Annotated in this window: 22 protein-coding genes and 2 pseudogenes; 6 read left to right on the forward strand and 18 right to left on the reverse strand. The window is 71.9% G+C overall.

The window, feature by feature from the left end:
* Nucleotides 1-102: 102 nt before the first annotated feature.
* Nucleotides 103-2,220, forward strand: a complete 2,118-nt coding sequence (locus ElP_RS34550) for a recombinase family protein (protein WP_145267375.1) — start codon at nucleotides 103-105, stop codon at nucleotides 2,218-2,220.
* Nucleotides 2,221-2,285: 65 nt separating this feature from the next.
* Nucleotides 2,286-2,480 (forward strand): annotated as a pseudogene (locus ElP_RS34555) (IS701 family transposase); the annotation flags it as partial.
* Between the two features lie 84 nt (nucleotides 2,481-2,564).
* On the opposite strand, the gene ElP_RS34560 reads toward ElP_RS34555, so the two are convergent.
* From ElP_RS34560 to ElP_RS41500, 3 genes are all read right to left on the reverse strand, one after another.
* Complete coding sequence (locus tag ElP_RS34560) at nucleotides 2,565-2,771, reverse strand: hypothetical protein (protein WP_145279268.1); 207 nt, start codon at nucleotides 2,769-2,771, stop codon at nucleotides 2,565-2,567.
* A 239-nt stretch (nucleotides 2,772-3,010) separates the two neighbouring features.
* Nucleotides 3,011-3,535 carry a hypothetical protein gene (locus tag ElP_RS34565; RefSeq protein WP_145279270.1) on the reverse strand — a complete coding sequence of 175 codons (525 nt, stop codon included), beginning with the start codon at nucleotides 3,533-3,535 and terminating at the stop codon, nucleotides 3,011-3,013.
* Between the two features lie 200 nt (nucleotides 3,536-3,735).
* A complete protein-coding gene (locus ElP_RS41500) occupies nucleotides 3,736-3,876 on the reverse strand; it encodes a dienelactone hydrolase family protein (RefSeq protein WP_145279573.1) in 141 nt (46 codons plus the stop codon).
* A 106-nt stretch (nucleotides 3,877-3,982) separates the two neighbouring features.
* Here ElP_RS41500 and ElP_RS34575 point away from each other — a divergent pair, with 106 nt between their 5' ends.
* The gene (locus ElP_RS34575; RefSeq protein WP_145279272.1) at nucleotides 3,983-5,359 is read left to right on the forward strand and encodes an IS701 family transposase; all 1,377 of its coding nucleotides are present in this window, start codon (nucleotides 3,983-3,985) and stop codon (nucleotides 5,357-5,359) included.
* A gap of 98 nt (nucleotides 5,360-5,457) precedes the next feature.
* On the opposite strand, the gene ElP_RS34580 is transcribed toward ElP_RS34575, so the two are convergent.
* From ElP_RS34580 to ElP_RS34600, 6 genes and pseudogenes are all read right to left on the reverse strand, one after another.
* Nucleotides 5,458-6,051 carry a transposase gene (locus ElP_RS34580; protein ID WP_197447178.1) on the reverse strand — a complete coding sequence of 198 codons (594 nt, stop codon included), beginning with the start codon at nucleotides 6,049-6,051 and terminating at the stop codon, nucleotides 5,458-5,460.
* Nucleotides 6,024-6,587, reverse strand: a pseudogene (locus ElP_RS34585) (transposase); the annotation flags it as partial. The pseudogene ElP_RS34585 and the gene ElP_RS34580, both read right to left, overlap by 28 nt.
* Before the next feature lie 178 nt (nucleotides 6,588-6,765).
* Nucleotides 6,766-6,921, reverse strand: coding sequence for a hypothetical protein (locus ElP_RS39060; protein ID WP_197447179.1), 156 nt, complete (start codon nucleotides 6,919-6,921; stop codon nucleotides 6,766-6,768).
* Nucleotides 6,922-6,959: 38 nt separating this feature from the next.
* Entirely contained in the window at nucleotides 6,960-7,325 is a 366-nt protein-coding gene (locus ElP_RS34590) for a hypothetical protein (protein WP_145279278.1), read from the reverse strand.
* 266 nt (nucleotides 7,326-7,591) lie between these two features.
* A complete protein-coding gene (locus ElP_RS34595) occupies nucleotides 7,592-7,894 on the reverse strand; it encodes a hypothetical protein (RefSeq protein ID WP_145279280.1) in 303 nt (100 codons plus the stop codon).
* Between the two features lie 20 nt (nucleotides 7,895-7,914).
* Nucleotides 7,915-8,229, reverse strand: coding sequence for a hypothetical protein (locus tag ElP_RS34600; protein ID WP_145279283.1), 315 nt, complete (start codon nucleotides 8,227-8,229; stop codon nucleotides 7,915-7,917).
* A 955-nt stretch (nucleotides 8,230-9,184) separates the two neighbouring features.
* Between ElP_RS34600 and ElP_RS34605 the strand changes: the two genes are divergently transcribed.
* Together ElP_RS34605 and ElP_RS34610 are read left to right on the forward strand one after the other, a co-directional pair.
* Nucleotides 9,185-9,496, forward strand: coding sequence for a hypothetical protein (locus ElP_RS34605; protein ID WP_145279285.1), 312 nt, complete (start codon nucleotides 9,185-9,187; stop codon nucleotides 9,494-9,496).
* 979 nt (nucleotides 9,497-10,475) lie between these two features.
* Nucleotides 10,476-10,907 (forward strand): hypothetical protein, encoded by a 432-nt coding sequence (locus tag ElP_RS34610; RefSeq protein ID WP_145279287.1) that lies wholly within the window; start codon nucleotides 10,476-10,478, stop codon nucleotides 10,905-10,907.
* Nucleotides 10,908-10,970: 63 nt separating this feature from the next.
* Here ElP_RS34610 and ElP_RS40270 read toward each other — a convergent pair whose 3' ends face one another.
* The 9 genes from ElP_RS40270 to ElP_RS34655 form a co-directional block, all read right to left on the reverse strand.
* A complete protein-coding gene (locus tag ElP_RS40270; protein ID WP_231749910.1) occupies nucleotides 10,971-11,846 on the reverse strand; it encodes a hypothetical protein in 876 nt (291 codons plus the stop codon).
* 95 nt (nucleotides 11,847-11,941) lie between these two features.
* On the reverse strand, nucleotides 11,942-12,226 hold the full coding sequence (locus ElP_RS34620; protein ID WP_145267830.1) for a hypothetical protein: 285 nt from the start codon (nucleotides 12,224-12,226) through the stop codon (nucleotides 11,942-11,944).
* Between the two features lie 158 nt (nucleotides 12,227-12,384).
* Complete coding sequence (locus ElP_RS34625) at nucleotides 12,385-12,936, reverse strand: hypothetical protein (protein ID WP_145279288.1); 552 nt, start codon at nucleotides 12,934-12,936, stop codon at nucleotides 12,385-12,387.
* 34 nt (nucleotides 12,937-12,970) lie between these two features.
* Complete coding sequence (gene hisD, locus ElP_RS34630) at nucleotides 12,971-14,299, reverse strand: histidinol dehydrogenase (RefSeq protein ID WP_145279574.1); 1,329 nt, start codon at nucleotides 14,297-14,299, stop codon at nucleotides 12,971-12,973.
* A 644-nt stretch (nucleotides 14,300-14,943) separates the two neighbouring features.
* On the reverse strand, nucleotides 14,944-18,528 hold the full coding sequence (locus ElP_RS34635; RefSeq protein WP_145279289.1) for a serine/threonine-protein kinase: 3,585 nt from the start codon (nucleotides 18,526-18,528) through the stop codon (nucleotides 14,944-14,946).
* Between the two features lie 54 nt (nucleotides 18,529-18,582).
* Complete coding sequence (locus tag ElP_RS34640) at nucleotides 18,583-19,230, reverse strand: sigma-70 family RNA polymerase sigma factor (protein WP_145279290.1); 648 nt, start codon at nucleotides 19,228-19,230, stop codon at nucleotides 18,583-18,585.
* 24 nt (nucleotides 19,231-19,254) lie between these two features.
* Nucleotides 19,255-20,468, reverse strand: a protein-coding gene (locus tag ElP_RS41505) for an ISAzo13 family transposase (protein WP_390834704.1) whose coding sequence is annotated in 2 segments (ribosomal slippage) — nucleotides 19,255-19,991 and nucleotides 19,991-20,468 — 1,215 coding nt in all. Because the reading frame shifts where the segments join, the coding sequence is not laid out codon by codon here.
* A gap of 278 nt (nucleotides 20,469-20,746) precedes the next feature.
* The gene (locus ElP_RS34650) at nucleotides 20,747-21,202 is read right to left on the reverse strand and encodes a hypothetical protein (protein WP_145279292.1); all 456 of its coding nucleotides are present in this window, start codon (nucleotides 21,200-21,202) and stop codon (nucleotides 20,747-20,749) included.
* Nucleotides 21,202-21,492: a hypothetical protein gene (locus tag ElP_RS34655; protein WP_145279294.1), complete on the reverse strand. Its 291-nt coding sequence runs from the start codon at nucleotides 21,490-21,492 to the stop codon at nucleotides 21,202-21,204. The genes ElP_RS34650 and ElP_RS34655 overlap by 1 nt, the downstream gene beginning before the upstream one ends.
* Before the next feature lie 676 nt (nucleotides 21,493-22,168).
* Between ElP_RS34655 and ElP_RS40275 the strand changes: the two genes are divergently transcribed.
* Nucleotides 22,169-22,675: a transposase gene (locus ElP_RS40275; protein ID WP_231749263.1), complete on the forward strand. Its 507-nt coding sequence runs from the start codon at nucleotides 22,169-22,171 to the stop codon at nucleotides 22,673-22,675.
* Nucleotides 22,676-22,688: the final 13 nt, after the last annotated feature.

Raw genomic sequence — 22,688 nt, forward strand, 5'->3', positions numbered from 1 at the left:
TCTGGGCCCGCCTGCCGGCCGACCGGCAGCGACAGCTCCGCGACCTGCTCGGCCAACTCCTCGCCAGGCTCCTGGCGGCCACCCGAAGCGAGGAGGCCGGCCATGAGTGACGCAACCCGCTCGCCCAAGCTCCGGCCCTGGCATCTCGACCGGGCGGCCTTCGTCTACGTCCGCCAATCCACACCCCAGCAGGTGCTCGACCACCGCGAGTCCACCGACCGGCAGTACGCCCTGGCCGACCGCGCCGTCGCCCTCGGGTGGCCACGGGACCGCGTCACCACGATCGACGACGACCTGGGCAAGAGCGGCCAGTCGATCGAGGGCCGGCCCGGGTTCCAGCGGCTGCTGGCCGAGGTGGCGCTCGACAACGTCGGGCTGATCCTCGGCCTGGAGATGAGCCGGCTGGCCCGGTCCAACCGCGACTGGCACCAGCTGCTCGAGCTCTGCGCCCGCTTCCGCGTGCTCCTGGCCGACGCCGACGCCGTCTACGACCCGGCCGACCACAACGACAGGCTCCTGCTGGGCCTGCACGGCATGTTGAACGAGGCAGAACTTCATGTCATCAAGGAGCGGATGTGCCAGGGCCGGCTCAACAAGGCCCGCCGGGGCGAGCCGATGGGCTCCCCGCCGCTGGGCTACGTACGCCTCGCCTCGGGCGAGTGGGCGATCGACCCCGACGAGCAGGTCCAGGCGACCGTGCGGCTGATCTTCGACCGGTTCGACCGCGAGGGTACCCTGCACGGCCTGCTCCGCTACCTGGTCCACCACGGGGTCCGCATCCCGATCCGACCCCGCCACGGCCCCAACCGCGGCGGGTTGGAGTGGCGGCGGCCGAACCGCCCGACGCTGTCGAACGTCCTGCACCACCCGGCCTACGCCGGTGCCTACCGGTTCGGCCACCGGGAGGTCGACCCGCGGCGCAAGCGGCCCGGGCGGCCCGACACCGGCAAGCTGGTCCGCCGCCCGGAGGAGTGCCTGGTGCTGATCCGCGACCGGCTGCCGGCCTACATCACCTGGGAGCGGTTCTGTGACAACCAGGAGCGGCTGGAGGCCAACCGGGCCCGCCGGGACCGCCCCGGCGCGCCGCGGCAGGGGGCCTCGCTGCTGGCCGGACTCCTGCGGTGCGGGCGGTGCGGCCGGCGGATGCTCGTGCGGTACTCGGGGGCGACGGGCCGGTACAGCTACACCTGTGCCCGCGGGGCGGCCGACCACGCCGAGCCGATCTGCCAGAGCCTCTCCGGGCCGGCGCTCGACGGGCTGGTCGCCGGCCGGGTCCTGGCGGCGGTGGAGCCGGCGGCGCTGGAGGCGAGCTTGGCGGCGGTGGCCGAGGTCGAGCGCGAGCGGTCCGAGCTGGCCCGGCACTGGCGGCTCCGCCTCGAACGCGCCGGCTGCGAGGCCGACCGCGCGGCCCGGCAGTACCAGGCCTGCGAGCCGGAGAATCGCCTGGTCGGCCGCGAGTTGGAGCGGCGCTGGGAGGAGGCGTTGAGGGCGCAGCGGCGCCTCGAGGACGAGCACGAGCGGTGGCGGGGGTCGGCCCCCGGTCGGCTCTCACCGGACGACGAGCGGACGATCCGGTCGCTGGCCGGCGACTTGCCGGCGGTGTGGCAGGCGACGACGACGACGCCCGCCGAGCGGCAGCGGATCGCCCGACTCCTGATTGACCACGTGTCCGTCACCGTGGACAAGGCGAGCGAGCGGGTCGATGTGACGCTCCACTGGTCCGGCGGCATGACCGAGTCGCACGCCATGTCCCGGCCGGTGAAGCGGTACGACCTCCTGGCCGACTACCCCCGACTGGTCGAGCGACTGCGGGGATGGCGCGCCGAGCGGCTCAGCCCGGCGGCGATGGCCGAGCGGCTCAACGTCGAGGGGTTCCGTCCCCCGAAGCGGGCCGAGCGGTTCACGCGGGGGATGGTGCAACGGCTGCTCTGGCACCTGGGGCTGGCCCGCACGCCCTTCGGCAGCCCGGCCGGCCTCGGCCGCGACGAATACCGGCCGTCGTCGCTGGCGCGTCGGCTGGGGGTGTCGCGAGACACGGTGCGGCGATGGGTGCGGGTCGGGTGGTTGACGGCGCATCGCGACGCCCAGGGCCACCACGTGATCTGGGCCGACGGGTCCGAGCTGCGGCGGCTGCGCGAGCTCCGCCGGCTGCCGCGGACGTGGGCGAACAAGGGGCGGCTTGCCGAACTGACCAGACCGAGGCCGCGCCCGGGACGGTAGAGTGAGGGCGGCCCGGCTCAGGGCGAGCCGGGCCGCCCCATCGCGCTCTTGGAGGGCATTATGGCTGGAACATCGAGCTCGGGTACCAGCAGATGAAGGAGGAACTGGGGCTGGACCACCACGAGGGCCGCTCGTGGCGGGGCTTCCACCATCACGCCTGCCTGGTGATGTTGGCCTTCGGGTTCCTCACCCTGGAGCGACGCCGAGCCCGTCGGGGGCGATCCCGGCCGGGCAAAAAGGGGGAGGCCGAGCGCCGGTGATCACGGTGCCGGCGATCCGCCGGGCGTTGCAGCGGCTGCTGGCGCCGGTCAGCCGGCCGGACTGCGCGCACTGCCGGCCCTGGCTCACCCGCTCCAAGACCAAGCTAACGGAGTAGTACTAAGCGGCGGCACGCGCACCGCCGTCTCGCCCCCGTAGCTCAGGCCGTAGAAGGCGATCCGGCCCGGGTCGCCGAACGGCAGCGTGGCGAGCCAGTCGAAGATCTGACGGTGCTGCGCCGTGATGTTCGAGAACATCGAGAGCTTGACCGGGTTGCCCTTGAGGTTGAGCATCCGGTAGAGGTCCTCGCCTCGGTAGAGGTTGTGCGGCGCGAAGGTGACGAAGCCGCGCCCTCCAGCCGGGCGGCGAAGTCGCGATAGGCCGGCAGCTCCCCCTCGATCACGTCGCTGGGCAGGCGGTTTCGCCCATGCTGCCAGACGACGACCGGCCGCCGCTTGCCCTACGGGATCTCCTTGGGCACCAGCAGGACGCCCCAGGCGAAGACGTCGGGGTACACGTCGAGCATCACCTCTTAGCCGCTCCACGTCGGTGTGTCGTAGACCCGTCGCGAGCGCGGGTCGGGCGGCAGCACCGGGTCGTCGATGCGGCCGAGGACCTCCGCGGCGAGGACCTCCTTGAACGGCGCGACCTCGCGGGCGAAGACCTCGGCGGACTGCTCCGGGAGGCGGAACATGCGGAAACGCTCGCTGCGCGGGGCCAGGGTGCGGATCAGCGTGGTGTGCTCGAGGAAGAAGCCGTCGCGCGTCTGGTCGGCGCCGCGGAGCAGGCGCTGGACGTAGTCCTCCAGCACTCGGACCTGGCGGCGCTGTCGCTCCTGCGGCGAAAAGCCTTCTCGCCGGTCGCTCGACGCCGCCTCGGGTAACACCAGCGTCGAGCGGATGCCGATGAGCTCGACGAACTGCCACGCGGCCTCAGGGCCGAAGAAGTTGCGCACCGCCTCGCCGTCACCGTGGACGAGGGCGCGTGGCTGGAAGCCCGCGGCCAGCAGCGCCTCGAGCCGCGCCCATTCGGCGCGGACCTCGTCCAGGGTCGGCATCCGAGCCCACCCACTGCAGCCCCGCCGCGCCGCCCCTCGGGCACGGCGGGCGGTTCCTCGACGCGCGGCCCGACGCTGTCCTCGACCACCAGGGCGCGCGGCGCGATCAGCGTCGCGATCTCGGCGTTGCCGGACTCGGAGAGTAGGCCCCAGACGTTGCGATCGATTGGCTCGGCCCAAAGCCGCTCCCGCGGGCCGAATTAGCCGCTGACCAAGGCGGCGTCGATCCGCTCGTCGGCGGCCGCGGCGTAGAAGGCGATCAAGCCGCCCTCGCCGTAGCCGGCGACGCCGACCTTCGCATCCGGCCCCGCACGCTGCTCAATCCAGTCGAGTGCGGCCAGGACCTAATACTACAGCGCAGGTCGGTCCTCTCTTCTACGCCGCGATGGCTTCGGGTACAAGAGCGATCATTCGTGAGTCCCGCCGGACCTCCCGAGGCGATCGCTCGTGGACGAACACCAACTCCTGGCCCTCAAGCCCGAACTCGACCGCTTCCTCGACCGCTTCGCCCCCCTCTTCGGCCGCGACGAGAATCAGGTCCACGCCCGCCGCTTCGTCCAGGGGCTGCTCCACGGCGGCGAGCGTCGCAGCATCGAGAACATCGCCCAGGCGACCAGCGGCGGCCCGGTGCGCTCGCTGCAAGCCTTCATCAGCACCGGCGCCTGGTCCGATGGCGCGATCCTCAGGCAGATGCGCGGCGCGGTCCTGGAGCTGCTGGCCGATGACGACGCCGCCTGGAATGCCGCCGAGACCGGGTTCCCCAAGAAGGGGACCAAGTCCGTCGGCGTCAGGCGGCAGTACTCCGGCACGCTGGGGCGGACCGACAACTGCCAGGTCGCCGTCTTCGCCGACTACTGCTCGGCCAAGGGCCACACCTTCCTCGATCGGCGGCTGTTCCTGCCCGAGGAGTGGGCCGGCGACGGCGAACGCCGCGAGGAGGCCGGGGTGCCCGCCGGCGTGATCTTCCGCACCAAGCCGGAATTGGCCCTGGCGATGGCCGCCGACGCGGTCGCCGAGGGGGTGCCGTTCCGCTGGGTCGGCGGCGACGGCGTCTACGGCGACAGCCCGACCTTCGTGCAGGGCGTCCGGCAACTCGGCAAGCGGTACGTGCTGGACAGCTCGGCCGATGCCCGGGTCTGGACCGGCGAGCCGCGGGTGATCCCGCCCGAGGAGCGGCCCAGGCCGAGGCGCGGACGCCCGTGCACCCAGCCGCTGGTCGTCGGGGAGGCGAAGCGTGTCGACGAGGTGGTCGCCGCCCTGCCGGCGACGGCCTGGCGCCGGCTGACGGTGGCCGAGGGGAGTCAGGGGCCGCGGGTCTACGAATACGCCGAGCTGTGGGCCTGGTTCAGCGAAGGGGGCCTGCCCGGCCCGCGCGAGCGGCTGCTTGTGCGTCGGTCGCTGGGGCAGGAGCCGGAGCTGAAGTATCACCGCTCCCACGCCCCGGCGGAGGTCCCGCTGTCGAAGTTGGCGCAGGTCCGGGCGACGCGGTGGACGATCGAGGAGGACATCCAGTCGGCCAAGGGGGAATGCGGCCTGGACGAGTACGAGACCCGGGGCTGGGTCGGCTGGCATCACCACACGGCGTTGTCGATGCTGGCCCTGGCATTCCTGGTGCTCCAGCGGGTGCGGCTGGGGGGGAAAAGCGTCGCAGATGAGCGTGCCGGAGGTGCGTGCCCTGCTGGTGCACTTGCTGGAGGTGCGGGCGTGGGACGTCGAGGAGATCCTGCGGTGGTCGGCGTGGCGCCGCGAGCGGAACCGGCGGGCCGCCGTCAGTCACCGCAAGCGGAGGCTTGCCGAACTGCGGCGACGCGGCGTAAAAAGTAGGGCGAGAGAACCTGCGCTGTAATACTAGGGTCTGTCTCACGAAGCGAGGAGGCGCTGGCAGCGGCGGATCATGGCCGGCTTGACCATCCCCATGAAGCTCACCGCCGGCTTCTCGTGACGGGTCCCGATCCGCCGGCTCTCCTCCAGCCAGTCGATGCACCGCTCCACCACGTTGCGTCGGCGATCGCTCGCCTCGCCAGGCGCTTCGACTCGTGGGCCTGCCCCGGCGAGATCGACGCGGCGCGGGGCGGGCCATCGCCATCGACGATCAGGTGGGGCTTGGTGCCGAAGCCGCCGCGGGACCGGCCCAGGGCATGGTCGCCCGGCTCCCCATCGACGCGCCGCCGGGCCCCGGCCGCCGAGCGGCTGGCCCGGATGCCGCTGCCGTCGACGCACCGCAGGTCGAAGTCCAGCCGCCGGAGCCGGTCCGGCCGGGCGTGGAGCCGGCGACGGACGCGGCCGAGTGGCCCGTCCTCGCTCCGGCGATTGAAGCGGCCGTAGGCCGACTTGCACTTGCCGTCGCGGCCGGGCGGCTCGCGCCGCCGGGCCCCGGTGCGGAGGATCCGACCGATGCCATCGAGGGTGGTGCGGTGGTCATCCCACTGGCCGCCGCGACGGCCGTTGGTCGGTAGCAGGTCCTCGATCCGGGCGTACTGCCCGTCGGTCAACTCGTAGGGGCGTCGGATCCGCACGGCGTCCTCCGCGAAAAGACCACCATGATGACACCTTGTGATTCGTCAGACGGACCCTGGTTGCCCGACACGGAAGTTTCTGGTTGTTGCTGCGGATAGAGGTGAGCGAGCTTGACCCGGGCGTCGGCGGGGCGGAAGGTCCATTCGATCTTCGCCCGCATCGCATTGCGACGCCCCTCCCACGTCGCCACCTCGGCCGCCAGCGTCGCCGCATCGGCGATCCGCCGCGACAGGCACTGCCGCGAGAGCACCGACAGCTCCAGCTCGGCCATGTCCAGCCAGCTGGCGTGCTTCGGCGTGTGGTGGAACTCCAGCCGACGGGCCAGCCGCCACGCCTCGTCCGGGCCGGACGTGGCGAAGAGCGACTGCGGCCCGTGCGTGTTCAGGTTGTCCAGCACCACCCGGATCACCTCCGCCTCGGGGTACCACTCGTCGCACAGCCGCCGCATCTGCCCGGCGAAGTCCACCGCCGTGCGCCGCTGGGTCACCGTCACGCGCCGCCGCCCGGCCAGCGGCTCGACGGCGATGAACAGGTTGGCCGTCGACGCGGTTGCGCTGGCGAAGCGTCAGGGCCCCGGCGCGACGGGCGTCCAGGTCCAGTCGCTGCTCATCGGTCAGGGCGACGTGGTATTTCTTGGGCATGGCCTCCTCCTTGACGGAGGAGGATCGCAAGATCACGCCATCTCTACAACCAGAAACTTCCGTGTCGGACCACTAGTAGCCGATGACGTGCCGGCCCATGTGGTAGGCCTGCCGGGAGATCCGCTCGCGGTGCGGCTGGATGGTCATCGCGATCTCCGGATTCCCGGAGGACTCGATGCCGCGGCTGATGAGCGTCGGGACCACGACGAGGAAGCCGCCGGCCACCATCCGCCGAGCGAGCTGGGACTCGCCTGCGACGCCGGGGCTCAGGCCCGCCAGTTGCTCCGGCGTCTGGTCCGCGTCGGGCAGGACGGCGACATGGCCAAGCGCTCGCCCGCGGTCTCCAGCAGCAACCCCTCGCCGTGGACGCCTTCCAGGACCGGCCAGCGCACCTGCTGGATGCGGCAGGTGTCGTACTCGGCCACCAGGGCGGGCCGATCGTCGTCGCCGAGGCGCTCCATCGTCGCGGGCCGCCGCGGATCGACGACGCCGATGATCCTGCGGAACGACTTGCGGTTGGCCCGGATGGACTGCCCGTAGGCCCCGGGTGAGGAGGGGTCACGCGTCCAGTGTTTCGCCCGCCCGGCAACCGACGCGTCGATCTTCCGCTCGGCGAAGCGGTCCACACCCACGCCGGATTGCCGTTCACGCCCCAGATGTGGTCCGTGTTGAGCAGGCTGACCTTCTTGCCATCCCAGGCCGGGGGCTCCTCGGCGTAGCCGTCGGCCCGGCCTGGGGAGATCTAGTCAGCGGGGCTCGCCAGCATGCTCGCCAGCCGATCGGCGCCGTGCCCGGTAATCCCGATCGGGTGCTGACTGGGTCTGCCCCGCTCGTGCTCGCGCACGGTCTCGACCACCCACCAGTCCCACTCCCGATGCCCGCCCTCGTTGATGACCTCTTAGAGCACGTTGTCCCGGTTGTTGACGGTGTCGACGACCTTGCGGATGTAGGCGGCCTGGAGCGCGTTGGCCTCCATGTCGGCCAGGCTGTGCATTGCGGCGCCGAGGACGGCCGGATCCAGCCCGACGTCGATGCTGTTGACGTTGTTCCCGGGGTGGAAGGGATGACTGCGACAGGCCCAGCCCTTCGGCGCGGAACGGCCGCGGTTGCCGTGCATCAGCCCCCAGCCCTCGAACAGCATCACCGAGACGTAGATCCCGCGACGGCCGGCCGCGCCCGTCCGGGCCCGCAGGCGATTCAAGGAGGCGTTGTCGAACCGGCTCAGGTCGAACTTCGGCTTGCCGTCGAGGGCCTCCCCCGGCCCGGTCCGGGCCCATGGCAGCGGCGCGACGTGGCGGACGAAGTCCTTGCCGTGCCGCCCGTTGGCCTGGGTGTCCCAGGTCGTCGAATCCAGGTCCAGAGCCGGAAGAAGTTCTGGCCGTGGCGGTCGAGGAAGTCGAGGTAGGCGTCGAAGTCGAACGACCCGGTCGGGTCGCCGCGGCCCATGTCCACCAGATTGTCCCAGGTGTGCGAGCCGGTCAGGTAGACCGCCCGGCCCGAGCCGTCGATGAAGTAGCGCGGGTTGTCGGGATGCACGTGCAAGGGCCCGCGCGCGGGCTGCTTCTCCGCCACCCGTGCGGGTGACAGGGCCGAGCAAATCGGGCCGGCTGCCAGCAGGCCCAAGGTGAGGCCGATGGACGTGCGGAAGAATTCCCGCCGCGAACGGGCTGGATCCCGCCTGGATAATCGTCGGAGCATGTCACACCCCGCCCCCGGCCGGCACGACGGCGGCACGGGGATGGTCGATCCCCCGGTTGCAGGCCGACAGCGGTCCTGATTATTTCATCCGGAATTGTGGCGGGTCGAAGACCTTCTTGATCGCCTCCCCGCGGATGCCCGCTCGTGGGAGATCCCGGATTCTTGACAGTTCCCTCCCCCCCGCACCTTGTGCGCGGTTGCAGGGCCGGTTGAAACCGTGTCTGGAGCGATCCGGAGCACGTGGGTCATAGATCCCGGGAGCGGCGAGGCCTTTCATGCATCCGACCGGACGTGGGGGTGGGGCAGATCCCATTCGGCCTTCCCGCTCTCGATACGCGCTCGCGATCCCGGCCGCAAGGCTGGTGGCAGCGTGTAGCCTCCTCGCCGACGCAGCTTCCGCCGAGGGGCCGATCACGCTCTACCCGGAGAATCCCCGCTACTTCCTCTTCCGGGGCCGCCCGACGGTCTTCATCACCGCGGGTGAGCACTACGGCGCCGTGCTGAGCCGCGACTTCGACTCCGACCGCTACCTCGACGTCCTCCAGTCCCACGGGGTCAACCTGACCCGGACCTTTTCGGGAACCTATCACGAGGTGCTGGGCTCCTTCGGATCGCCGGCAAGACCCTGGCCTCGGCCCCGGGCTGCTACGTCGGCCCTTGGGCCCGCGGCATCGTCGCCGGCGCCGCGGACGGCGGCAACGAGTTCGACCTCTCCCGGTGGGACCCGGCGTACTTCGACCGCCTCAGGGATTTCGTCGGCGCGGCGGGCCGGCGCGGCATCGTCGTCTGGCTGGTGCTCTTCCGCACGATGTACGACGAGGCGCTCTGGCAGGCGAGCCCGATGAACGCCCGTAAGAACGTCAACGACATCGGCGCCGTCGGGCGGCACGAGGTCTATTCCGGAGAGGATGGGGACCTACTCGCGGTGCAGGAGGCCCTGGTGCGGAAGATCGTTGGGGAGCTCAATGGCTTCGACAACGTCTACTACGAGGTCTGCAACGAGCCCTATGAGCGGCCCGGCCTGACCCGAGCGTGGAACGATCGGATCATCGCGGCGATGGTAGAGGCGGAATCCGCCCTGCCGGCGAAGCACCTGATCGCCTAGGGCGTGGCCCATGGCGCCGCGAAGGTCTCCGCCCTCAACCCGCACGTCTCCGCCCTGAACTTCCATGCCACCCGGCCCGAGGCCGTGGCCCTGAACGACCACCTGGGGCGCGTCATCGCCGACGACGAGGCCGGCGGGGGCGGCTTCGACCATCTCGACGTCTCCTTTACCACCGACCGGGAGGACGGCACGGGTCGGGACCCGTTGCCATCTACCAGCACCGGCTGGGGGACGCCATCGTCTCCCTCGACGAGATCGACTGGGCCTCCTGCTTCGCGCCGGTGCTCGGCATCCGGGAGCAGCCCCCCGAGCGCGGCGGGCTGCTCCGCATCCGCACCCTCTCCGGGCGCATGCTTGTCGTCGGGCCCGAGCAGCCCGTGGCCGTCATGGGGCCCGACGCCCGGCCCGACGCCACCCGGGCCGACCGGCTCGTCCCCGGCGGGAACCGGCTGATGGTCGTCCGGCCGACCTTGCCGCCGGAGGACGAGCCCGACCCCGAGGAGTTCGACTACGGCTGCCTCGCCGGCCTCTACGCCGCCGAGGGGGACTGCCCCAAGGTCCCCGGCGTCGTCCGCATCGCCGTCGCCCCCGACGACCGCGCCCGGGAGTTCCTCGACCTCTACGCCCGGCTCGACCTGGACGGGTACCGGACCCAGGGCCGCGTCTACGTCACCGACCACCCGGCCCGCGAGTGGCTGGAGGGGACCATCGGCCGCGGCTCGCACCGCAAGCGGCTGCCCCCCGAGCTGCTGGGCCACGGCCGGTCGTTCGTCGAGGGGCTGGTCGCCGCTTACATGGCCGGTGATGGCTCGGGCTGGGGCTATGGGAGCGGCACGATCCAGGTTTCGGCGGCGAGCGTCTCGGCCGCCCTGCGCGACGGAGTGGTCGACACGCTGGCCGCGCTGGGGGTCTTCGCGACGCGCCTTGAGATCCCCCGACCCGGCGGCACCCGGGGCAACGGGACGCCTACGGCCTGCGCGTGGTCAACACGGACATCGGCAAGCTCCGGCGCTGGTTCTTCTTCGGCGATCGACAGGAGCGGCTCGACGCTGCGCTCCGGGCGAGCTACAGGGCCTCCCCCTTCGACCGCGTCCCCGTGCCCCGGGCGGCGCGACCGCTGCTCTACGAATTCATCCCACCTGAGCAGGCCCGCGACTACTACAAGAGCTCGGAATACGGTGTGGTCTCCCGCCACCGGCTGGAGTCGCTGGACGGCCCCTATGGCCGTTGGGGGCGATCGGACGTGCGGTTCGACCTCGTCACCGCCGTCGATCGGGCCGGGGGCCTGCGGGCTCGGCGGTTCGGGCTGGTCGTCGGGGGCCTGGGCTTCTTCGCGGCCGGGCACGGCCTGCTGCTGGGCGGGGCCGAGCCGGGCGAGGGCGGGGACGCCGACGGCCCGATGCCCCACTGACCGCGGTCGCCGGGCCCGGGGGCGATCCCCGGGCCCGGCCCTGCCGCCCGATTTTTCTGCTTATCACGGATTTCGGGGAGCCCTGCGATCCCCTCCGAGTGAGGCCGAGATCAGCAGGTTCTGGAGCCAGTCGGGGTGATACCGCTTCCCGTTGAGCCGTTCCGCCGGGCTCCTCAACTCGGGGGTCTCTCGGACCGTCCAAGGGCACATCGGGGCGAAGTTGTGGATCAACGCCCAACCTCGCAACCCCTGCTCAGCCGCTGCCGATTTGCCGTGCAGTTGCTGCGTGCAGGACAGGTGGCAGTCGAGCCGTCGCAACAGCCGGTCCACCGGGTTGCTCGTCCGAGGGCAGCCGGGATGGGCGTAGGCCAGGGCGAACGCCTCGCGCTCCTCGCACAGTGACAGCACCTTCTCCCGCACGATCGGCTTGTCGATGTGCTTCGGGGCCCCCTCCCGCAGCCGGCGAAGCCGTTGCGAGAAGGTGCGGGCATCCGGGGCGTGATACGCACCCCAGACCCGCCCCCGGAGGGCATCGAAGGTCTCCTTCAGGTGCTTGGCCCGCTCCCGGATCTCCAGGGACGCATGGAGGAAGCAGAGGATGATCGTCGCCCCCTGGAACAACGCCCGCCAGGCCGCCTGCGTGGCGGCCCAGCCGTCGGTGTTGACCGTCCGGGGCCGGTACTCCGGGTCCAGGCCCCGGACCCCATCCCGGGACACGCCGTAGGCCCTCGTCAACTCGTCCTGATCCGCCTTCTCGGCCAACGCCAGGCCCAGGCAGCACCCGCCGCCGGCGGTGGCCGCCAGGTAGACCTCCTCGCCGGCCAAGGTCGTGTGCTTCTCGTCGGCGACCAGATGACCGGGCAACCGCTCCGGTCCCTTGACCGTGGCCCCCACCAGGCCGGATCGGCCAAGCGTGCGTCCCAGGCGATGCCAGTACATCGGGCCCCGCCCGAAGACCTCGGTCAGGGCCCAGTCAGGGACGGCGAACTTGCGGAGAAAAGGGGGGCCTGCACGTCCTCGGTGTGGGCGGTCAGCTACGGCATCAAGAACGACGGTCGGACCAGGGAGCTCTGGCCGTCGCGGAGGTCGATCCGCCGGAGCCTCCAGCCGGCCTTGCGGGAGGTGTAGGTGTCCTTCATGCGGTAGCCCCGCCGGATCTCGGATGGGAACAGTTCCGGATGGGCTTCGATCTGCTGGCCCAGATACTCCCGGAACCGCTCGGCATCGCCTGCGATCTGCTCATACTTCTGCGGGGCGCGGGGGATACAGATGGCCTTCTGTCCCCGGAGGGGCGGGGACGTGGGGTCGGCTGCCGGCATGGCGTCGTCCCTGCTGATGGCTCACGAGGCGGAGATCCGTGACCCTCAGCATAGCCGCTGTCGGACGGGCTGACATGGACATCCGCTTCCATCCCCCAAATCCGTGATAAGCAGCGATTTTTTAGACCCACCGGCCGGCGGGGCCGAGGGCCGGGGCGTCAGGACGGGATGCCGTGCGTCCGCGGCGCCTCGCGCCAGGCCGCCATCGGCCCGCCCGTCACCGGGTCCCGCGCCGGGATCGGCAGGCTGCCGATCAGCTTCAACGCCGCCCGCGCCTCCGCCTCGCCCACCTCCTCGTCGCGGATCAGGTCCCAGTCCCGCCCCTCGGGGTAGCCGCCCACCATCCACGAGTCGGCCGTGTTCCCCAGCCGCGTGTGCGACGTCCCGGCCGGCAGCACCAGCACGTCGCCCGCCTCCAGCTCCACCACCACGCCGCCCGCGCCGCCCAGCCGCAGCGTGATCCGCCCCCGCGCCATCCCCAGCGCCTCGTGGGTCGTCGAGTGGTAGTGCGGGTAATCGTAGACGCCCAGCTCGCGCCAGTTGTTCAGCCAGTCGTGCCGCCGGAACCTCGCCTCCAGCTCGTCGGCCAGGTCCCCGCCCGGCTCGGGACCCACCGCCCCCCGGTACAGCAGCACGGGGAAGCGGCTGTTGGGCACGCGCCCCTCGGGCCCGAAGTGCATCGTCTCCAGCCGTGGTCCGCCGGCGATCATGGCGTCTGCCCCCTCCACAAGGTCCGGTCCGAGGTCAGTCGGGCCCGGTCTCGCCGGCCGCGACCACGCCGCCGTACGGCACGTCACGGCCGCCGTAGCGCCGCACGCGGATGTTGGCCTGCTCGGCGTGCCCGACGAAGCCCTCCAGGGCGCAGAGCCGCGAGCAGTAGCCGCCCACCAACGCCGACGCCGCGTCGCTCTCCACCCGCTGGTAGGTGCAAGTCTTCAGGAACTTGCCCACCCACAGCCCGCCGGTGTACCGCGCCGCCCGCCGCGTCGGCAGCGTGTGGTTGGTGCCGATCACCTTGTCGCCGTAGGCCACGTTGGTCCGCGGGCCGAGGAACAGGGCCCCGTAGTTGCGCAGGTGCTCCAGGAAGTAGCCCGGGTCGCGGGTCATCACCTGCACGTGCTCCGAGGCGATCCGGTCGGCGATGCGCACCAGCTCCGCGTCGCTGTCGGCCACGCAGACGGCCCCGTGCCGCTCCCAGGCCTGCCGGGCCATGGCCGCCGTGGGGAGGATCGTGAGCAGCCGATCCACCTCGGCGATCGTCGCGCGGGCCAGCGGCTCGGAGGTCGTCAGCAGGACGGCCGGCGACTCGGGGCCGTGCTCGGCCTGGCCCAGCAGGTCGGTGGCGCACAGCTCCGCATCCACCGTCTCGTCGGCGATCACCAGGGTCTCGGTCGGGCCGGCCAGCAGGTCGATGCCCACGCGGCCGAAGAGCTGCCGCTTGGCCTCGGCGACGTACGCGTTGCCGGGTCCGACCAGCAGGTCGACCGGGGCGATGGCCTGCGTCCCCAGGGCCATCGCCGCGACCGCCTGCACGCCGCCGAGGCAGTAGATCTCGTCGGCGCCGGCCAGGTGCTGGGCCGCGACGATCGCCGCCGCCGGCGCCCCCCGGTACGGCGGGGCGCAGGTGACCACCCGCCCGACGCCGGCCACCTTGGCCGTGACGACCGACATGTGGGCCGAGGCCACCATCGGGTACGTGCCGCCCGGCACGTAGCAGCCCGCCGAGCCGACCGGGATGTTCTTGTGGCCGAGGACGACGCCGGGCAGGGTCTCGACCTCCAGGTCGCGCAGGGCCTCCCGCTGATAACGGGCGAAGGTGCGGATCTGCTCCTGGGCGAAGGCGATGTCGTCCAGGTCACGACGGCCGAGCCGGGCCAGGCAGCCCTCGACCTCGGAGGGCGTCAGCCGGTAGTCGTCGCGGTCCCAGCCGTCGAGCCGGGCGGACAGCTCGCGCACGGCCGCGTCCCCGCGGCGGGCGACGTCGTCGAGGATGCGGGCGACGGCCTGGCGGACCTCGGCATCCGCCCGGGCCGCCTCGGCCGGCTCTGCGCCGCGCTTGAGCCAGGTCTCCACCGCGTGCACCCCTTTCCCCGGCCGTCGGCGACGACCGCGCCCGACACCGCCGCCCCGCGGCCGGCGTGGCGGCTCGGGGCGACCCCCGGCCGTGTCGTCGAGGCGATCTGCCGAGGTGGGATGATACGAGGCCGCGCGAGCCGGTGCCAGGGCGCACCCCATCGACGGCCGCCGATGGAGGCGGGGCCCCGGGTCGGGTCGGGGGTGGCCCCGCGGCCGTCCACGACGGCCCGACCCACGGCGTCCACCGGGGCGATCGGGGGGTTCTCCTTCGCCTTCAGGCGCCGGGGACGCACTCGCTGCGCCTTCCGGAGCCCTCCGATGGGTCGGAGGTCGGCCGCCGATGCCGGTCCGGCTGAGGAGATCCGACGGTTCGGGTCCGACGGGGGAGCGGGGCAGTCGGGCCCGCCCGAGTCTTTGCGGGCGGATCACGCACTCCAAAACCATCAATCCGGGCCAGGACGCCCTCGCCGAGCGCTGCGATCTCGGCCCGGTTCCCGAGAGTCCGCGGGATGCCCGCCATGGTCGGGCCGGGGCCCCGCCGGTGGCCTCCGACGATCCCGACCAATCCGGGCGTGGCTCCCCGGCCCGGGTCCTTCGGCGGGTGGCCCGCCGGGCTCGGCGGGACGTCGGGCACGGGGTGCTCAACCCGGCGGGCGGGCGTCCCAGATGCGGACGGTCAGGTCGAAGCCGGTGGAGGCCAGGAGCTGGCCGTCGGGGCTGAAGGCGACGTTGAAGGGCCCGGCCGTGTGGCCGCGCAGGGCGAAGACCGGCTCGCGGCGGCCGAGGTCCCAGAGGGTGACAGTTCGGTCCATGCTGGCCGAGGCCAGGCGGCGGCCGTCGGGGCTGAAGGCGACGTGGTACACGTCCGCGGTGTGGCCCTCCAGGTCGGTGGAGGCGCCCGTCTCCAGGTCGAAGATCCGGATCGCCTTGCGTTCGTGCGCCCAGTCGCCCACGGCGAGCCGGCGGCCGTCGGGGCTGAAGGCGGGGATCCCATGCAACTCGCCCGGCCGGTCCAGCAGGGTCCGGATGACCGCGCCGTCCCGGGCGTCCAGGATGTGGAGGAACCCCCTCCCCACCTCCCAGGAGGACGCGACCAGGCGCCTGCCATCGGGGGACGGGATGACGTGGGCGAAGCCTGCAAGCTCCGTGTCCCAGTGGCGCTCGCCGGTGGCGATGTCCCAACTGGCGACGGTGCCGTCCTTCGACGTCGTGATGAGCGACCGCCCGCCGTGCGCGAAGGTCGCCGGGCCGATCTCCACATCATCCGGCCCGACAATCCGGCCGACCACCCGGTTCGTCCCGGCCTCTCGGATCGTGATCGCGTGGAAGCCGTTGCGTGAGGCGATCAGCCGGCCCTCTCGATCGAAGAAGGCGACACCGACGTGATCCTCCGCCGTGCCGGCGACCGGCCCGGCCGGCTCGCCGATCGGTGCCGGGCCGATCGGCGAGCCGTCGATCGGATCCCAGAGCGTGAACGTGTCGTTCATCGCCTCGGTCGGCGTCTGGGTGACGATCCGGGAGTGGGGGGAGGTGGGGTCGAAGCCGGTAAGGGCCACCCAGCCGGAGACGGGCTTGACGATCGGACGGCTCGTGACTAGGTCCCACGACAGGATCGTCCGGTCGCATCCCCCCGAGATCAGCGCGTCGGACCGGGGGTGCCAGGCCAGGCAGAGGACATACGCGGTGTGCCCCCGGAACTCGTCCACGCGAAGGCGGGACGCCACGTCGATCAGGCCGACCGCGTTGGACTCGCTGGCCGAGGCGAGCCATCGGCCGTCGGGGCTGAACGCGAGGTCCTGGATGAAGCCCCCCTCGCCGGGGACCTCCGCGAGCAGGCGTCGCGACGCGACCTCCCAGAGCCGGGTCGTCCGATCGAACCCGCCCGCCGCGAGGATGGTGCCGTCGGGGCTGAAGGCCAGGGCGTTGACCCATCGGTCGGGCGCCGGCTCCAGCACGTGGAGTCGCTCGCCGGTCGTCGCGTCGCAGATCTCCACGAACCCGCGCCCCGCCAGGGCGACGGTCAGCCGGTCGGGGCCGATGGCGACGGCCGTCACGCCGCGGCCGACATCGGCCGCGAACCCCGGCGTCGCCTCCCCCGTGACCAGGTCGTAGCGGGACGCCCCGCCCGGAGACGGGTCATCCGGGTAGTCCGCGGGGGCATGGCCGACGAGCAGCCATCTCCCCTCGGGATCGATCGCCAGGTCCGTGGCCCAGGTGCCCTCGGGCGACGGCGCGTCCCAGCGGGTCTCGAGCGTCTCAGCCTCGCAGACGACCACCCGGCCGGTCGGGTCGCCCGCGGCCGGCCTTGAGGCGTTGCCGAAGCCCACGGCGTAGGCGATGCGGCGGCCGTCGGGGCTGACGGCGACCCGTCGGATCGAGCCCTTGACCTCGATCGATCTCAGGACCGCCCCCGACCGGGCGTCGCATACCGCGAGCGAGGCCCGGTCGTCGTGGCCCGGCTCGAACTGGTCCCCATCCGCCGAGACGAACCACGAGCCGTCTGGGGCGAAGGCGAGGCCCATGACGTACTGCTCGGCCTCGCCGAGGGTGCCGGCCGCGAGGTGGCAGAGGCGTCGGACGCAGTGCCATTCGAAGTCGCGCAGGTTCTCCGTGCAATCATCGAGCAGCTCCCGGGCGCGGGCGACGTTGTTCTGGGTGACCTCGAAGTAGGCGCGGTTGACGAGGTTGACGTAGTTGCCCCAGAGCAGCTCCTCTTTCTGCCGCTCGACATCCCGACGCAGGCTCACTTCCCGACGCGCCGTCTCCTCGGCCCGCCGGGCCTCCGCCTGCACCCGACGCGTGAGGGCGAAGGCGACGACGTCGATCGCCACCAGCAGGACGAGGACGGCGGCGGCCATGCCCGCGAGCCACGGGTTGCGTCGGGCCCAGCGCGCCAGCCGCTCGGGGGCCGGCACGCGCCGGGCGCGGATCGGGCGGCCCTCGAGGAAGCGGCGCAGATCCTCGGCCATCGACCCGGCAGCCGCGTAGCGGTGGGCCGGGTCCCGCTCGATCGCCTTGTGCACGATCGTCGCCAGGTCGCGCGGCACCGCCGGGTCGAGCCGGCGGAGCCGGGGCGGCCCCTCCTGGGTGATCCGGCGGATAAGGTCATGCCGGTCGGCGCCCGGGAAGGCCGGGCGGAGGGCGAGCAGCTCGTAGAGCGTCAGGCCCAGGGCATAGACGTCGGCGCGGGCGTCGCAGCGGCCGGCGAAGCGCTCGGGGGCCATGTAGCGGGGCGTGCCCACGAGGTCGCCGGTGTGCGTCAGGTCGTCGTCGCCGGCCGCCTTGGCCAGGCCGAAGTCGGTCACCCAGACGCCCCCCCGGGCGTCGAGCAGCAGGTTGCTGGGCTTGATGTCCCGGTGCAGCGTCCCCTGGGCGTGGGCGTAGTCGAGCGCCTCGGCGACCTGCTCGCCGATCCGGGCGACGCTGCGGGCGTACCGCCGGGCCGACTCGGCGGCCGTCGAGAGGTCAGCCTCGCCCGGCAGGGTGACCGAGGAGGAACCGCCCCCGCCCCCAGCCGCCTCGGGGGACGCCGCCGTCCTCCCGGCCGCCCCCGATGCCGTCGCCGTCACCCCCGCGGGATCGGGCGACCCGGTCAGCAGCGAGCGGGCGACCTCGGCCGCCGACTTCCCCGCCCGGGTGGGCGGCCCGGCGCCGGCCGGCTCGGCGCCGGCCCCCCGCGATCGCAGCCGCTTCAGCTCGTCGAGCACCTCGTCCAGCCCCAGGCCGGTGATGAACTGCATGACGTAGTATTGCCGCCCCGCCTCCTCGCCGACGCCGAAGACCGGGACGATGTTGGTGTGGTGCAGCTTCGCCGCCGAGCGGGCCTCGCGGCGGAACCGCAGGACCTGCTGGGGGTCGGCCTGCGTCGGCGACGCCAGCACCTTCAGGGCGACGCGGCGGCCGAGGCTCTCCTGCTCGGCCTCGTAGACGACGCCCATGCCACCCCGGCCCACCTCGCGCAGGACTCGGTAGTCGCCCAGCCGCTCCGGCGCCTCCGCCGCCCGGGCCGGCGCGTCGCCGGTCGGGTCGCCGGCGAGCGAGTCGTCGGCGATGGCGACCTTCTCCATCAGGGCCACGGCCGGGAACACCTCGCGGATCTCGGCGGCCAGTTCGGGATGGCGCTCGATGTACTCCCGGAGCGGGGGCCGTTCGCCCCGGCGGTAGCGGTCGAGGAACTCCTCGGCCAGCCCCAGCACCGCCGCCGACCGCGACTCTGAGCCGGACATCGCCATCGTCGCCTCCTCTACCCGACGGGGCCGATCCCCCGTCGTCTTCGGGCATCAGAACGCATCGAAGCCGGGGATCTGCTCCAGGATTGCGCGTAGGCGCCTGATCGCCCGGATGTAGCGGCTTCCGGCCCCCGCCTTGGAAAGGCCGAGCACCTTCGCGACCTCCGCCGTGCTGAGCTGCTCGAAGTGCTTCAGGGCCAGGACCTCGCGGTCGACCATGTCCATGGCGTTGAGCGCCTCCTGCACCAGCAGGCGCGTCTCGGCCTTGATCGCCGCCTGCGAGGGCGTCGACAGCGTGCCCAGCAGCTGGGCCGCCAACGTGGCGCCGTCGGCCGGGGGCAGGCCGCCGCGGTGCAGGGTGACCTCGCGGTCAGCGTCGCGCAGCTGCGTGCCCAGGTGGCGGCGGTGCACCTCGGCCAGCTTCAGGGCCGTCAGATGCCGCAGCCAGAGGGACGGCGGCAGCCGAGGCTCCCGGGCGTACTCGGGCAGCCGGCGGGCGACCTCGGCGAACGCCTCCTGGAGGACGTCCGAGTCGTCGACGCGGCCGGCCAGCCGGCGGCTGAGCCGGAGGCGGACCATACGCTTGAGGCGATCGCGGTGCGCGTCGAGCAGGGCGCACAGGGCGGCCTCGTCGCCGGCGGCAGCCCGCCGGACCTGCTCACCGGTCCCGTCGTCGATCCCGACGATTTCATCTCCCATATCCTCTTAGGCACCAGAAAGAAGCTACGTCTTCCGTGGCCTGCCTCGCTTACGAGGGATCTTCACGAACCACTTCTCAAGCGACGGCAGGCGGATCACCTCGGCCTCCAACGCCTCCATCTCCTCGGGCTTCAGCCTGACCCCCTTGGCGTAGGTCGTCTCCACCAGGCTGACCACCGGGTGCTTCCGCTTCCAGGTCATCGATCGGGCGAATCCCAACACCGCCTCCACCGAGTCCAGCAGCGACCCGTTCCAGTGCATCTCCAGCACGCCCCAGCACCGCTCGATCGGGTTGTACTTGCTGTGGTACGGCGGGTAGTACGCCAACTGCACCACCAGGCGATACTTGCGGGCGAAGGCCACGATCCGCTTGAGGAACTGGCTCCGCCGGCTGTGGTTCTCCGGGCCGTTGTCCAGGTTGATCACCAGCGTCTTGACCCGCAGGAACCGCAGGCGGACGCCCTCCCACCATTGCTCCAGGCGATCGGCGATGAAGTCGCTGGTGACCTTCGACCGGGCCATGTACAGCCACAGGTCGTCGTGCTCGGGCAGGAAGATGCCGAAGGGGGTCAGCGTCGCCACGGGCTTGAAGTCGTGATCCGCCGCCTTCGTGCCGGTCCGGCTCCGGCCCCGCCGTGAGAAGGGGCCGACATGCACCGTCGCCTTGGCGTCGATCGAGAGCCGCAGGGTGCCCCTGGCCCGATCCGCCTCGGGGTTGACCGCCTTCAGTTGATCGAAGATGGCATCGGTCTGCGGGACTCTTTTTGGGGGCGGCACTTGGCCACCCTGGAGAGGCGATAGCCCAGCAGGTTCAGCTTGGTGTTGATGGTCTGCTGGGTGGGCAACTCCTCGTCGGTGTAGCCCTTCGTGGCGATCAACTGGCGTCGGACCTCGGCGGCACTGATCCGGGTGAAGAGCCCCTTGGTCTGGAACTTGGGGTCGGCCTGGCTCTGCCCGTCGGCGATGCTGCGGATGTCATCGAGGAGTCGGGGCAAGTGCTCCTCGGCGGGCTTGCGACGGCGGGCCGAGAAGGCGTCCACGCAGGTCATGCCCGAGCGGAGTTCGTGCGTGCCCTTGCGGATGGTCTCCCGGCACCAGCCGAGATGCTCCTGGGCCCAGCGTTGTCCACCCCGCCCCATCGCTGCGACGGTCTTGGCCATGAAGACTCGCTTCGGACTGCCCTTGAGGGCCTTGGCGGCATCGATGAGGACGGGGATCATCTCGGGGCTGGGCCGCATCTGCGTATCTCCTTGATCTCCTGGTGCGAAGGTCTCAGGATACGGAAGAGTTTTGTCCTTTCAATCCCCTTAGAGTGAGACCCGGAGCTGATCGTCTCCATGGGTCGGTCGGATTTTCGCACGGGCTCGCCGGGGACGCCGCTCGGGGCGGCAGACGAGCCGCGGCTCATCCAGCCGCCCGGCCTGGCGTTGCGTCAATCGAGGCAGAAAGTGCAGGCGATTGAGGCGACCGAAGGCCTCGGCAGTTGCATGGGCATCGGGCCGCCGCATTGGGCTGCTCAACGGCCCAGGATCGGCGGCGGCCGGTCGCCGCGCGGCCGGAGCGTCACGTGTCGTTCCGGGCCATTGAACGTCGCGTTGAAGTACTGCAGGAAGCCGAGGTGACCCCACGACGCCTCGTCCGCCCGACCCCGGTCGAAAGCCACCTTGGCCGACCACCGCAGTGGACGACCCTTGATGGCCACCTCCACCCCCACCGTCCCGTACTCCAGGACCCGATGGCGACCGCCGGCGTCGACCAGGTTCCCGACGTCGTCGCCCCGCCGAGCCGCCTCGACCGCCTCGTACACCTCGAACGGCAGCACGCACTCGACGGCACCGGTGTCGAGGATGCCCCACAGGTCCAGCTCGCCGGGCAGGCCGCGGACCCGGACCAGCACGGCGGGGCGGTAGATGACCGGGGAGGGGTCCGCCGGGGTCGGCTGGGCCTCGAAAGGCTGGTAGCCGAAGCGCATCAGCGGGTCGGGCGCGCGGGCTCGGTTGGGGGGGCCGAGCCGAGACGCTCGAAGGAGACGCGTTCGGAGGTCGCCTCTCCGGCCCGGCGACGGGCCTCGTCGAGGGTGGTGCCCGAGGCGACGATGCGTCGCCCGTCGGCCGACCAGGCGATCCAGCGGCCGGCCAGCTCGCGCGGGACGGGGGGCCGGGGCCCGGGAGCCGGCGGGGCATCCGGGTCGCCGGGCGTGTCGGCCACCGGGCGTCGGAGATGATCACCGAGGCTGCGGAGGGCCTCGAGGATGAGGTTCATGGTCCTGATGCCTCGCCAGGGCTTCGGATCGACGAGCGTCCCACTATCATCTCCATCCTGGCGTCGAGTCTCCCGGCGGGGCAGGGCCGACGGCCGATCGCCGGGCAGGGCGAGGCCGATCTCATCACCCTGATCGCTCCGAGCTGGTCGGGCTGCTTGCGAGAAGTGGCAGGGACGTCGGTGGCCGGCGACCGCACCTCCGATCGCGCTGGCGGTGCGTCTCCTCGGGCTGGAAGCGAGCCGCCCGGGCGCCCCGTTGACGGGGACCTGGGCGGTTCTCCTTGCGCCGTCAGCGGTTTTGTCATCGTGCAGACAGATTCAGCACTCCTTGATTCCAGGGCAAAATGAATCGGAGTTGATAAAATCGGCTGATGCGACAGCCCCGATTTCCCTGGGTTTTCAGCCCTTCGGGCCCGCTTGCGTGGATGGGGGCGGAGGACGCAGCCAGTTCCGGTCAGTCGGCTCACCGGGACAGGGCCCGCCGGCGGGGCAAACCCGAGAGCGGCACTCTGGCTCGCTCGGAGTGCCCCGGCATCCGAACCCGATTGCCATCGCCGAATCATCTATACAGAAGAGATTGGCTCATGGGGCCGAATCCGTGCCCGGCATCTTGACGACCGTTTCCGAAGGCGTTCGCATCGAGGGAGATCCGTCGCATCACGCGGAGGGCCCCGCCATGGACCTCCCCCTGATCGACTTCCTGGACGAGGACGCCTGCTACCGCAAGCTGGTCGAACTGCTGCACCCCGGGGGGTTGGCCTGCCCCAGGTGCGGCCGACGGGAGCGGCTGGGCATCCGCAGCCGCCACCGGGAGCCGGTCCTGGAGTACCAGTGCGGTCATCGCGGCCGGGTCTTCAACGCCTGGACCGGGGCCGCCCTGCAGGGGACGCACCGCCGCCCCGGCCAACTGCTGCTGATCCTCCACGGCGTCGCCACGGGCGAGCCCACCGCCCGGATGGCGCGCGAGCCGGGCTGCGACCGCAAGCACCTGCTGGAGCTGCGGCGCCGGCTCCAGGACAACGCCCGGCTCGGGCTGGACCGCAACCCGCTGGATGACGCCGTGGTCGAGGCCGACGAGATGGATCAGGACGCGGGGGAAGAAAGGCATCCCGCATCGCGACCCGGCCGACCCGCCGCGGCGGCGGGCCAATCGCCGCCGCGGGCACGGCACCTTCGCCGATGACCGCCCGCCGATC

The organism is Tautonia plasticadhaerens (genome assembly GCF_007752535.1).
Lineage (GTDB): Bacteria > Planctomycetota > Planctomycetia > Isosphaerales > Isosphaeraceae > Tautonia > Tautonia plasticadhaerens.